The organism is Nocardioides sp. 31GB23 (assembly GCF_040012395.1).
Taxonomy (GTDB): Bacteria; Actinomycetota; Actinomycetes; order Propionibacteriales; family Nocardioidaceae; genus Nocardioides; species Nocardioides salarius.
In genome coordinates this window covers 1-12,222 of the sequence record NZ_JBDYKJ010000102.1, presented here as the reverse complement: position 1 = coordinate 12,222, position 12,222 = coordinate 1, and the positions used below count along the sequence as shown (strand labels likewise).

Here is a 12,222-nt window from a genome sequence, read left to right as displayed (position 1 = left end):
ACGTCGGGTACATCGACGACGACGGGTACGTCTACATCGTCGACCGCAAGAAGGACATGATCATCACCGGCGGATTCAACGTCTATCCCGCCGAGGTCGAGGCGGCGCTCTTGGCCATGCCTCAAGTCCGCGACTGTGCCGTCATCGGCATCCCCGACGACAACTGGGGTGAGATGGTCTGCGCCGTGATCGTACCGGTCGAGGCTTCTTTCGACGACGCCCAGACCATCATCGAGGCCGGGAAGAAAGCCCTCGGACCCGTCAAGGCACCCAAGAGCGTCCACTTCCTGCAGGCCCTTCCCTCCACCGCTGTCGGGAAGGTCGACAAGAAGGTCATCCGCGCGCAGTTCCGTCCCGACCACCGGGCCACCGTCACCTAAACGTCAGGGGGACCACTGCACGCTCGGCAAGCCGAGGATCGTTCGTGCCGCAGTCCCCCTGCACCCGCGAGCGGTGCGCCGACAGGTCGAGGCATGCTCCTACCGCGAGGCGCCTTCCAGGATCGTCACCGCGCTGACCGCATTGTCCAGACCGAGCAATCCGCCACCGTTCTCCACCAGACCGAGGCGCGGCGCCTTCACCTGCACCGGCCCCGCCTCCCGGCGCAGCTGGAGGACGACCTCGTGGAGCATGGTCAGTCCTGTCGCCCCGATCGGGTGCCCCCGAGAAACCAGACCTCCCGACGGGTTGACCGGAATCTGGCCATCCGGACGAGTGGCACCCGAAGCCGTGAACGGCCCACCTTCGCCGCGGGCGCACAGACCAAGGTCCTCGACGAGCGCGATCTCCGCGAACGAGGCCGCGTCGTGCAGCTCGACCAAGTCCAGATCCGAGGGCGCGACCTCCGCCATAGCATACGCGTCATCCGCAGCGCGCACGGGCGCACGCCGCTTTTCCCACGTCGTCGACCCGTCGGTGTCGACCAGCCCGCCCCGCAGCGAATGGCCGCGCACCAGCACGGCCCTCTCGCGCACCTCACGTGGCTGGGCATCGAGGTAGCGCTGCGAACAAACGAGCACCGCAGAGCCGGCGTCGCCACGGGGCGCGCACATGGCACGAGTCAGAGGTTCGGCCACGACTCGGTCGGCCAGGACCTCCTCGATCGTCATCGGGAACCGATACTGCGCCCTTGGATTGCCCACCGCGTTGGTGTGGTTCTTGGCTGCGGCGTAAGCGATCTGCTCGATGCTTGTTCCGTAGGTGTTCATGTGCGTCAGCGCGAACACCGAGTACGCGTCCATGCCGAGTGAGCGGTTCGGGTCCTGCTTCAGGTCCAGTCCGTTCTCGGCCGCGATCGAACGGAAAGGACCCCAGAAGAGGTCGGGATCGAGCATGTTGCCCGTGCCGTCCATCCACTGCAGGAACTCCGAGCCCGACCGGGAGGAGTCGTGCATTTTCTCGACCCCCAGCGCCAGAGCCAGATCGGCCCCCTGTCTGATGGCCGACCACGCGCCGTTGAAGGCCACCGATCCACTCGCGCAGCCATCCTCGACGTTGATGATCGTGTTGCCGTTGGGGAAGACCCCCTCACGCATGAGCGGCGTCAACACGGCTTGACCGCGGACTGCTCGCTGACCCCAGAAGTCCATCAGGGTGTTCGAGAACCAGGTTCCCTCGATGCGATCGACATCGTCGAGGCGCGCATCCTCGACCGCTGTGGTGAAGGCCTCGGCCACGAGGTCGGTGAATCCGCGCTCTGGTTGCTTGCGGACCGGGGTCGAACCGACTCCCAGGATGTAGACGGACGGTGACATGGGATTTCCTATCTGTTGCTGTCGAGAAGGCAAGGACTCCGATGGCGCACGAGGGCCATCAGCGGTGGGGCGGACGAGACTCAGGAGCTCTCGAGCAGTTGGTGCTTCATGACCTTGCCGAGGGTGTTGCGTGGAAGTTGATCGATCAGCCGGATCTCGGAGATGCGCTGGTGCCGGCCCAGGTCGCGGTTGGCAGCCTCACGCAATTCCTGGGTCTGCACCACGACCCCCGAGGCCGGCACCACGAAGGCGACCGGGGTCTCGCCCCAGTCGGGATGGGGCACACCGACCACCGCACACTCCTCGACGGCCGGTTGCCGCCGAAGCACGTCTTCGATGTCGATGGGGTAGATGTTCAGCCCCCCGGAGATGATCATGTCCTTCTTCCGGCCCCGCACGGAGATCCAGCCGTCGTCGTCGATCTGCCCCAAGTCACCTGTCCGTAGGTAGACGCCGCCTTCCGGGCTCGTCCAGATGAGGGCTTCCGTGGCGGCCTGCTCGTGGTGGTACTCGCACAGCATGAAGTTCGACCGACCGACGAGCTCGCCGGTCTGTCCACGACCGAGCTCTCGCCCCTCGTCGTCGATGACACGGAACTCGCAGCCGACCATCGGCCGCCCGACCGAGTCGAGACGGTCGCCCATATCGCGCGGATGAAGTACCGAGGAGACCCCTTCGCTGAATCCCCACGCCTCCCCCAGGGCATTCCCGGACAGCTCGCGCAACTGTCGCTTCATCTCGATTGGCATCGGCGCACCGGAGGTCAGGATGAACTGGAAGCAGGACCAGTCGACTTCCGCCACGCGTGGGTGCTTGAGCAGGCGTGCCCCGATCGTGGGGACGACGAAGGAGAACGTCGGTCGATAGCTCTCGACATCAGCCAAGAACTGGTCGACGTCGAAACCGTCGGTCACGTGAGCCCGCGCTGCGACATAGATCGCCGGCAGGACCACCATCCAGGAGCCATTCGTGTGCGGCGGCGTTGTCAGATAGAGACGAGTCCAGGGGTCGAACTCATAGGCTGAGGCGTAACTGGCCGCCATCGCCAGACGCGCGCCGTGGGTGTGTAGGATTCCCTTGGGCACACCGGTCGTGCCGGAGGAGTACACGACGGTGAATCCGTCGTGTGCCTCTAGGACGACCGCGGGGGGTTCTGCCGACGCCATCTGCCGCGCTGCCTCGAAGTCGAGGCTTCCTGGCAGATCGCCCGTGGCGGTGACGAGGCGCGGACGCTCGCCGACCGGCAGCAGGGCCAGCGCCGCCTCGGCGAGGTCGAAGAACTTCGCGCTGACGACGAGCAGGCTGGCTCCCGACTTGGTGAGGGTGCTCGCCACCACGGTCGGGTGGAGCATCGTGTTCAGGGAGGCCACCACGCCTCCCGCGCGGATCGCTCCGAATGCCATGTGCCAGGTCCAGTACGACGAGTCGGCGAGCATCGCGACGACCTCACCCTTGACCAGGCCGAGGTCGGTGAGCGTGTTCGCGTTGGTGTTGACGTCGTCAGCGAACTGCCGCCAGGTGTACTCGCCGCGGGCGTCTGACCAGGCGATGTCGAATGGGCGAGCGCTGGCGTTCATGTCGATCAGATGCGACAGCGACACGAACGGTTGAGGAATCGTCACAGGGCTTCCTTCGTGTGGTGGGCGAAACAATGGGTCGGATCGAGGCATGCCTGAGACGGGGAAGAGGGCGTGGCCCTCCCCGCACCTGGCATTGACCGAGGTGGTCGTCGGCTCGCGGACGTGCTTAGCCGTCTCCCAGGTAGGCGTGCTCGAGGGTCTTGTCGGCCTTGAGTTCCGCCGCGGAACCCGAGGCAACGATTCGTCCGTCGGTCAGCACGTAACCGCGGTCGCAGCACGACAGGGCGACCTCGGTGTCCTGCTCCACGATCAGGATCGCCTTGCCGGCGTCCCGCATGACGTCGACCGCCTGCAGGATCCGGTCGACGACGACCGGAGCCAACCCGAGGGAGGGCTCGTCGAGCAGCACCACGTCCGGATCGGGCAGGAATGCTCGTGCGAAGGCCACCATTTGCTGCTCTCCCCCGCTCAGCGAATAGGCGAGTCGACCGATGAGCACGGACAGCTCCGGGAACAGGTCGAATGCTGGATCGAGGGCCCCGGGCTTCACGGGCCACTTTCGGTACATCCCGATCTCGAGGTTCTCGCGGACCGTCATCTCACCGAAGAGCTGTCGACCCTCGGGCACGTGGGCCAACCCGCGCTCGGCGAGCACGTGCGCCGGCAGACCTCGAGCCGGACTCCCCCGGAGCGTCCACTGTCCGGTTGCCTCTGCGTGCAGTCCGGACAGCACCCGCAACAAGGTCGTCTTTCCGGCGCCGTTCGCGCCAAGCAGTGCGACCACCTCGCTGGCGCGCAGGTTCAAGGAAATCTCGGAGATCGCACGTGCGCCCCGGTAGCTGGCTGACAGGTCGGTGACCGTCAGGAGATCATCGGCGTCCAAGGTAGGCTCCAATCACGCGTTCGTCGGTCAAGACGACTTCTGGCGGTCCTTCATGAATCTTGACTCCGTGATCGAGGACGACCATCGAGTCACACACACTGCGGATCAACGGCATCGAGTGCTCGATGACGAGGATCGTGATGCCGGTGCTGCGTAGCTTGCGCAGCATCTCCACCAGGCCGGTCGTTTCCACCGTGTTCAGGCCCGCGGCCGGCTCGTCGAGCAGTAGCACCTTCGGTTCGGTGACCAGCGAGAGCCCGATGCCGAGCCGCTTCTTGACCCCGTAGGGGAGGTCGCCGCACAGAGCGTGTTCCCATCGGGTCAGCTGGAGGAACTGAAGGACCTTGCCCACGCGATCGGTGATCTCCTGGCGATCCCGCGAGGGGAACAGGGCTCGCACTCCGGTGCCACGTGGCGGGACGCTGGCAGCGGCCAACGCCTCGCCCACCCTCATGGATCCGAAGGTGTGGGCATGTTGGAACGTCCGTACCAGGCCGGCCCGCGCGCGACGTGTTGCCGACCAGCCGAAGAGGGAGCGCTCACCCAGGCGCACCTGTCCGCTCGTCGACGGCTCGAACCCGGACAGGACGTTGACGAGCGTCGTCTTGCCGGCTCCGTTCGGCCCGACCAGCCCGCAGATGGTGCCCGACTGCACGTCGAACGAGACGTCGCTGACAGCGGCGATGCCGCCGAACGTCTTGGTGACGTTCTGGACAGAGAGGATGGGGATCGTATCGGTCATGCTGAAGCCTCCTCGGAATGACTGGCCGCTCGATGTGCCCACGCGCGTCGCCACGCCGGGACCGCATCCACGATGCCGCGCGGAAGCAGCAAGATCACGAGGATCACCACGAGACCAAGCAGCCCGGCTCGCAGGTCACCGTCGATCGGAGCCACCTGATACAGGAGCAGGTAGATGATCCCGGCAATCACCGGCGCCCACACGTTGCCCAGACCAGCCAGCACGATCAACATCACGGCCAGGAGCGCTTGGTCGATCGCGAACAGCTCCGGCACCACGAGCTGGAACGAGTAGGCGTGGAGAATTCCAGCAACGCCCGCAAGCGCACCGCTCAGGGCGAAAGCCAGCGTGCGGATCGCTGCCGGACTGAAGCCGAGCGACCGGGCCAGCTGAGGATCGTCGCGGACCGCCCGCATCGCCCGACCTGCGCGTGAGTAGAGCACGAGGGCAGCGATGGCGTTCGCCAGGACGAAGACGATCGCGGTGAGGACGTAGAACCCCTCGGTGGTCGTGGCGATCAGCTCGTAGGGGCCGAGGTGGATCACGGGGATCTCGGACCGCAGGAACATGAGTCCCGTCGTACGACCAGCCACGTCCCAGTTCATCAGGATCGTCGACACGGTCAGGGCGAAGGCGATCGTGATGATCGTGAAGTAGAAGCCCTTCAAGCGGGTGGAGACCGCGCCCAGAAGGACACTGGCCACCATCGAGAGCAAGACCCCCACGACCACCAGCACCCCGAGGTTCGTGTCGGTGCGGGCACCGAGGATCGCCACCCAGTAGGCAGCGATCGCGCCGAGCGCGAGCTGGGCCACCGACAATAGGCCCACGTACCCCCAGACGATGTTCAAGCTGGCGACCCAGAGGGACCACAGCAGCGACGCCGCGACCCACGAGTGGTGCTGGGGGCTGCTGGTCACCAGCGGCAGCACGAGCAGGACCAGCGGCAGGACGATCGGCGCGGCACGACGCAGATCCTTGCCGGTGGCGGAGCTGGTCGAACGCCGCTCAGCGATGGCTAAGACCCCCATCACACACGCTCCAACCGGCGACCGAAGATCCCGTGCGGTCGCACGAGCAACACCGCGGCGAGGGCGATCAACGGAATGAGTTGCGCGACGGCGACACCGAAGTAGGCGCTGCCGAACGCTTCGGCGAAGCCGAGGATCGAGGCCCCGACCATGGCGCCCGTGGTACTTCCCACCCCACCGATGATGATGACGATGAAGGACTTGATCACCAGGGACTCACCCAGGTGCGTATCGAAGGTCACCGTCGAGGCGATCACGACCCCGGCCAGCGCGGCCAAGGCCGTGCCAATCCCGAAGGCCACGGTCTTCACACGATCGACCGGGATCCCCTGGAGGGACGCAGCATCCTGCTGCTGCGCGGTCGCGCGAAGCACCTTGCCCCACCTGGACCTGGTCAGCGCCACCTGAGCCAGGACCAGGACGACCGCGACGACGGCGATGATGAGCAACCGATCGACGGGCAACGTCGCCGAACCCACGGAGACTGAGCCCTCGACCAGCCGGGGAAGAGTCCGCGGCTCCGGACCCCAGAACCGCAGGATTGCCGTGTCCACGATCGCGATGATCCCGATCGAGACGACCAGACCGGCGATCACCTCGCCTTCAACCCTTCGGAAGATCGTGCGCTCCAACCCCATCCCCGCCAGCGCCATCACGGCGACGATCCCGACCAGAGCGATCCAGTACGGAACACCACCGATGATGAGGCTGGAGGCGAGGTAGGCACTCAGCACCAGCAGCGCGCCGTGGGCGAAGTTGAGGATGTCAAGAACACCAAACACGATCACCAGACCGAATGCGGCGATGGCGTAGGTGGCGGCGAGGAAAAACCCGCTCGTTGCGGCTTCCAAGAACATGAAGCTCCCTTTCGATCAGTGGAGACGGCCCGGCTGCTTACGGCACGAAGTCCGTGTAGGTCGTCTCTCCGTCGCGCAGGGTCGCCAGCTGCATCGTCTCCAGCTGGATCAGACCCTTCTCGTCGAAGCTGAAGGGCAGAGCCTTGCCTTTCCAGTCAGTGACCTCGCGCAGCGCCTCGGCGATGGCCGCGATGTCGGTCGAAGTGCCCGCGTCCTCCACGGCCTGGGCCAGCATGAGAATCGGGTCATAGACCATGAGGGCGTACGTGTCGATCGGCTTGGGCGCATGGCCGAACTTCTCCTCGTACGCGGCGCGGAACTCCGCCAGCACCTCGTCGTCGGGGTTGTCCGGCGCCCTCGTGGCGAGCATGTAGGTGAACTCACTGATCTGCGGCGCCTCGGCGACCTGAGCAGAGCTGCCCCCGTAGTTCGCGAACTTCGTGTCCACGTACCCGACCTGAGCCGCCTGCTGAAGAAAGGGACCACCGACGCTGTCGAGATAGGGGGTGATCACCAGATCGGGATCGGTGTTGCGAATGGCCGACACGATCGGCAGGAAGTCTCGGGTGTCTGCCGGGACCTGATTGTTGTACACCACGTCGACTCCCGCCTCCTCAAAGCCCTTGGCCAGGTTCTGGGCCACGCCGTCTCCGCCAGGATCTTGGGGCTGAAGGATCGCCACCGTCTCCGGCTTGAGGTAGTCGGCGAACTGCTGAGCGAATCCAGCGAGCGCCTCCGGGCTCTGCGAGGGCTGAGTCTTGAACAGGCGTCCACCCGTGGTGAGGAATGGCTCAGCCGCTTGTGCCGGGCTGAGAACGAGGCGGCGCTCGTCGTCCTTCAGCGTGGCGAACGCCGTCTGGAAGTTTGCCGACGTGGAGGGGCCGAAGAACAGCTGATAGTCCTCGTTCAGCAGTTCCTGGATGACTCGCTGCGCGCCAGCGGGCGTGGACTCGTCGTCCACGATCTTCACCTTGATGTCGACCTTGTTTCCGTCGATCGTCAGGCCACCGTTGTCGTTGATGACGTCCTCGGCGATCTCGATGCCGGCTTTCCAGGCGGCCCCGATCTCCGCGGCCGGTCCCGTCAACGGCAAGACTGCGGCGATACGCAGCTCACCGCCCTCATCCCCCGAGTCAGATGCACACGCCGTCAGACCCAGGAGCAAGACCATGATGGTCATGCCCAGACCTGCGAGGCGCAGATCCCGCGACCGGGGGTGGGAGCGATTGGCCATAGTGAAACCTCCGTAATGGATGTGGTTTCGTTGAGTCTGTCAAAGTGTGTTCCAGATCACCATGTCGCGGGATGTCAGAACTTCACGCCCTGCTTTGGAGGCGCGTACAAGAGGAGGAGAATGAGCGGAAGCAAGCTCAGCGACGGTGCCGGGGTTGCCAAGGAACTGACGATCCTCGCCGACAGGGTTCGTCAGCAGGTTCCGTACCTCCGGCTGTGCCAGCTCCAGGAGCTGCAGATGTTCACCCACTACGAGCGCGTCCCGCCGCGCGATCTGGATCGATCGACGGAACGGAACGTCCTGCGAATCGCCGACCTTCTCAGCGGAGTGGCCGACAAGTCATCGGAGCTGTTGGAGGAAGAGGACGTCAGTACGCGTCGGCGGGCCGATCAAGGTGTGCCGGTGGAGGTCATCCGCAGTGCACATCGGTCGGTCGTCGCACGGCTACGCGACGAGGTGGTGACCCTGGCCAAGAACGAGGGTGTCTCCTCCGACGCGATCCTCGTCGGGATGCAGCGCATGTGGGATGGCACCGACACGATCGTCGAGAGCATCGTCGACGAGCGTCGCGGAATCGAGTTCGAGAAGTCCGTTCGCCGCGAGGGCAGACGTGCCGACTTCTTCTCTCGAGTTCTCAACGGCACCTTCAGCAGCGACGAGCTCGCCGAGATCGGGCATGAGCACGGCCTGGACGCTCGGACGGACTACTGGCTGACTCTGCTCGACGGACAGAACTTTTCTGCTGCCAGTTCCATTGAGAAGCACGTGCCCAGCACGCTCGACCGATCGACCGTCGGCTTCGTCCATGGACATCTGGCGGCGATGACCACCGCCGAGATTCCCGAGACCCCAGAGTTCAGCGGGTCGTTGATGGCCTGCGTCGGCCCTCTTCGCCCCGAGACGATCCACGACGGTGTCGCCCTCGCCCTCGAACTGCTCCGCGGAGCTCGGCTGTTCAGCAGGAGCGGGGTCGTGACGCCGAAGAACTTCGCGCTCCATCTCGCCGTGCTGCGTCAGCCTGAGATCGGTGAGGCGCTCTGGCGCCAGTACGTCGACCCGCTTGGGCGCGGCGCCGCAGCCGAGAGCCTCGTCGAGACGATCCGTTCCTACCTCGACCACGACAAGTCCATCCAGAAGACCGCGGAGCACCTGTTTGTCCACCCCAACACGGTGCGATACCGGCTGGAGAAGTTCCGGTCCCTGACCGGAACGAAGCTCGATCGCACCGTCGAGACGCTGCGCGTGTGGTGGGCCATCGAGTACGACGGGATCCACCAGAGCCAGGACGAGTCGTAGGACTGGTCGAGTCCGAGCCCCGAGGCATTCAGGCGGGGAGGTCTGGCCCTAGCGAGGCGCCATCCGCAGTCCGCCGTCCATGCGGATCGTCTCTCCGTTGAGGTAGTCGTGCTCGATGATCGACACGGCCAGCTGCGCAAACTCCGACGGCTTGCCCATGCGAGCGGGGAACTGCACACCGGAGGTGAGACCAGCCTTGAATGCATCACTGACCCCCGCCAGCAGCGGCGTCTCGACCATTCCGGGCGCGATGGTGCAGATCCTGATGCCGTAGCGTGCCAGGTCGCGCGCTGCCGGAAGGGTCATCCCCACGACCGCTGCCTTGGATGCAGCATAGGCCGCCTGTCCCTCCTGCCCGTCGAACGCCGCGATCGAGGCCGTGTTGATGATGACCCCCCGCTGGCCGTCCTGATCGGGGTCGGCTTGAGCGATGGCTTCGGCTCCCAGCGCCACGACGGTGAACGTTCCCGTCAGGTTGACGCTGACGACCCGTCGAAACTGCGCCAAATCGTGGGCTCCGTCGCGGCTGAGGATCTTGGCGGGAGGCGCGATGCCGGCGCAGTTCACGATCACGCGCAGCGGCCTGGCTCGCGTCGACGTGTCGACAACCGACTGGACCTCGTCCTCTGCTGTCACGTCAGCAGCGATGTACGTGACTCGATGGTCCGCCCGCTGTTCATCGGTCAGGACGTCCAGGGCCGACGGTAGGTCGACGGCGTACACGTCGGCACCGAGCTCGGCGAGCTTGGCGGCCGTGGCTGCGCCCAGTCCAGACGCACCTCCGGTCACGATGGCAGCGCTCTCTGCAATACGCATGGTCATTCCTCTCCCTATCCTGGTGCACACGGGCCGGGCACCGGCGAGAGATCATGCCGGCGTCGAGCAAGTGTCACGGGGCGTCCGACGCCCCGGTGTGGTCGTTGTCGAGTGGTCTTCGGGCCTCAGCCGTCGACGGCTTCGGGGACGGTGAGGTCGCCGTATGGGTTCGGGATCCGCGCCTCGCGGCACACGTGGGCGATCTCTTCGAAGGCGTTGCCGAACTCAAGCGGCTCGTCACGACTGGTGATCAGCGGCATGTGTGCCGCCACGTCCTCGGGCTGGACGATCCCGTCAGAGGTCCATCCCCGCGACTCCGAGACGAACACCTCCGCGAAGTGTCCCCCTCCGGCCGAGAACGTCTTCATCGTGTGAGTAGATGCTTCGGATGCGAGGTACAGCACCAGAGGGGTGACGAGGTGCGGGTCCATCGCCTCGGGCAGCCCAGCGGTGAGGCCCTGTGCGGCCATCCTGGTCGCGGCCACCGGGGCGACCGCGTTGACCAGGATTCCGTGCCGGGCCCCCTCCAGGGCGAGGACCTTCGTGAGGCCGACGATGCCGTTCTTGGCCAACGCATAGTTCGACTGGCCGAAGTTGCCGAACAGACCCGCTGCCGATGAGGTGAACACGACTCTTCCGTAGCCCTGGACCTTCATCTGACGAAATGCCGCCTGCGTCAGGAAGAAGGGGCCGGTGGCGTGTCCTTGCATGACTGCCTCGTACTCGTCCTCGGACATGTTCTCGAACGTCCGGTCGCGAAGAATCCCCGCGCTGTTGATGACGATGTCGCACGATCCGAACTCCTCGACCGCGGTATCGATCACCTGGATGGCCGAGGCCTGGTCGGACACGGCGGCACGCGACGCCACGGCGTGCCCGCCGAGGGTCTGGATCTCGGCCACCACCTCCTCGGCCGCCGCGGCACTTCCGGTGCCGGTTACGGTGGAACCAGGGTCATTGATGACGATGCTCGCTCCTCGGTGAGCCATTTCGAGAGCGTACGTGCGGCCGAGGCCGCGTCCGCCCCCTGAGATCACAGCGGTCCTGCCCGCAAACGACATGGTGGTCGACAATTCTTCTCCTTCGACAGGATATGCGCCTTCGCTGACGCGCACTCTGTCGTGCGCGATCATCACACACCCTTATGGTACCAGTCAGTCGATTTCTGGTACCGCCATGCACAGAGCCCCTTCTCATGTAGTCCGATAGCCCTGGCGTGCCCGACAATGATCGGTACCTATGCTTAGCTTTCTGGTACCGAGATGGGACGCCTAGCGGAGCCGTAGGCTGTACCGATGTCGGGTCGGAGCGGCGGGCGTCAAGACGAGCTGTTGTCATCGTTGGAGAGGTTGATGCTCGCGCGAGGCTTCGCCGGGCTCACCGTCGCCGAGATCGCGCGCGAATTGCAGTGTTCCCGCCGAGCCCTCTACGAGCTGGAACCCAGCCGCGATGACTTGATCGCGCGCGTGGTCCGACGCTTCTTCGCTCGGACGGGGCACGACGCCGAGATCGCGATCACCTCGGCCAATACCCGGCGAGGGCAGGCGCTCGCCTACCTGTCGTCACAAGAGCTGGCGCGCTCGAGCCCCCGCTTCCAAGCCGACCTGGTCGAATGGCCGCGCAGCAGGGAGATTCTCGACTTCCACACCATTGCGGCCCTCAACAAGCTGGAGGCGTTGATCCAAGCGGGCATCGAAGAGGGCGAGTTCCGTCCGGTCAATGCTCGCCTCATCGCGAGAGCATGCCTGGCAGCGATGTTCACCTTTCGCGATCCGCAGATCGTCGACGACGTGGGTATGGCCTATGTCGACGCGATGACGGAGCTGTACGTCATCATCTTCGACGGCATCGAGCTTCGCGCTGCCTGACGAGCTCGATGCCGTCCCGGCGCTCCACTCGCTGTTCCCACAACTCCTGACGCCCGTGCCTGGACCCGCAAGCCCGAGTAAACGGGCTCTTCCGAATTGAGGGTGTAGATCCAGTGGGCGCGTCGGTGTCGAGATAGACGTCGAGGTCTCCCGACGATGGA

At 65.3% G+C, this 12,222-nt stretch carries 11 protein-coding genes and 1 pseudogene; 3 read left to right on the top strand and 9 right to left on the bottom strand.

The window, feature by feature from the left end; translation table 11 throughout:
- Positions 1-380 (top strand): annotated as a pseudogene (locus tag ABKW28_RS21645) (long-chain fatty acid--CoA ligase); the annotation flags it as partial.
- Positions 381-479: 99 nt separating this feature from the next.
- Here ABKW28_RS21645 and ABKW28_RS21640 read toward each other — a convergent pair.
- The 7 genes from ABKW28_RS21640 to ABKW28_RS21610 form a co-directional block, all read right to left on the bottom strand.
- The gene (locus tag ABKW28_RS21640; RefSeq protein WP_348613187.1) at positions 480-1,754 is read right to left on the bottom strand and encodes a thiolase family protein; all 1,275 of its coding nucleotides are present in this window, start codon (positions 1,752-1,754) and stop codon (positions 480-482) included.
- 80 nt (positions 1,755-1,834) lie between these two features.
- The gene (locus ABKW28_RS21635) at positions 1,835-3,376 is read right to left on the bottom strand and encodes a class I adenylate-forming enzyme family protein (protein WP_348613185.1); all 1,542 of its coding nucleotides are present in this window, start codon (positions 3,374-3,376) and stop codon (positions 1,835-1,837) included.
- A 124-nt stretch (positions 3,377-3,500) separates the two neighbouring features.
- Positions 3,501-4,217, bottom strand: coding sequence for an ABC transporter ATP-binding protein (locus ABKW28_RS21630; protein ID WP_348613183.1), 717 nt, complete (start codon positions 4,215-4,217; stop codon positions 3,501-3,503).
- Complete coding sequence (locus ABKW28_RS21625) at positions 4,204-4,959, bottom strand: ABC transporter ATP-binding protein (RefSeq protein ID WP_348613181.1); 756 nt, start codon at positions 4,957-4,959, stop codon at positions 4,204-4,206. The genes ABKW28_RS21630 and ABKW28_RS21625 overlap by 14 nt, the downstream gene beginning before the upstream one ends.
- Positions 4,956-5,990, bottom strand: coding sequence for a branched-chain amino acid ABC transporter permease (locus ABKW28_RS21620; RefSeq protein ID WP_348613178.1), 1,035 nt, complete (start codon positions 5,988-5,990; stop codon positions 4,956-4,958). The genes ABKW28_RS21625 and ABKW28_RS21620 overlap by 4 nt, the downstream gene beginning before the upstream one ends.
- Entirely contained in the window at positions 5,990-6,847 is an 858-nt protein-coding gene (locus ABKW28_RS21615; protein ID WP_348613176.1) for a branched-chain amino acid ABC transporter permease, read from the bottom strand. The genes ABKW28_RS21620 and ABKW28_RS21615 overlap by 1 nt, the downstream gene beginning before the upstream one ends.
- Before the next feature lie 37 nt (positions 6,848-6,884).
- Entirely contained in the window at positions 6,885-8,027 is a 1,143-nt protein-coding gene (locus tag ABKW28_RS21610) for an ABC transporter substrate-binding protein (RefSeq protein WP_348613174.1), read from the bottom strand.
- Positions 8,028-8,201: 174 nt separating this feature from the next.
- Here ABKW28_RS21610 and ABKW28_RS21605 point away from each other — a divergent pair, with 174 nt between their 5' ends.
- Positions 8,202-9,377: a helix-turn-helix domain-containing protein gene (locus ABKW28_RS21605; protein ID WP_348613172.1), complete on the top strand. Its 1,176-nt coding sequence runs from the start codon at positions 8,202-8,204 to the stop codon at positions 9,375-9,377.
- A 48-nt stretch (positions 9,378-9,425) separates the two neighbouring features.
- Here the strand turns inward: ABKW28_RS21605 and ABKW28_RS21600 are convergent, their stop codons facing one another.
- Both ABKW28_RS21600 and ABKW28_RS21595 read right to left on the bottom strand, forming a co-directional pair.
- The gene (locus tag ABKW28_RS21600; RefSeq protein ID WP_348613170.1) at positions 9,426-10,193 is read right to left on the bottom strand and encodes an SDR family NAD(P)-dependent oxidoreductase; all 768 of its coding nucleotides are present in this window, start codon (positions 10,191-10,193) and stop codon (positions 9,426-9,428) included.
- Between the two features lie 125 nt (positions 10,194-10,318).
- Entirely contained in the window at positions 10,319-11,326 is a 1,008-nt protein-coding gene (locus ABKW28_RS21595; RefSeq protein ID WP_348613167.1) for an SDR family NAD(P)-dependent oxidoreductase, read from the bottom strand.
- A gap of 162 nt (positions 11,327-11,488) precedes the next feature.
- On the opposite strand from ABKW28_RS21595, the gene ABKW28_RS21590 reads away from it, so the two are divergent.
- Positions 11,489-12,061 carry a TetR/AcrR family transcriptional regulator gene (locus tag ABKW28_RS21590; protein ID WP_348613164.1) on the top strand — a complete coding sequence of 191 codons (573 nt, stop codon included), beginning with the start codon at positions 11,489-11,491 and terminating at the stop codon, positions 12,059-12,061.
- Positions 12,062-12,222 lie beyond the last annotated feature (161 nt).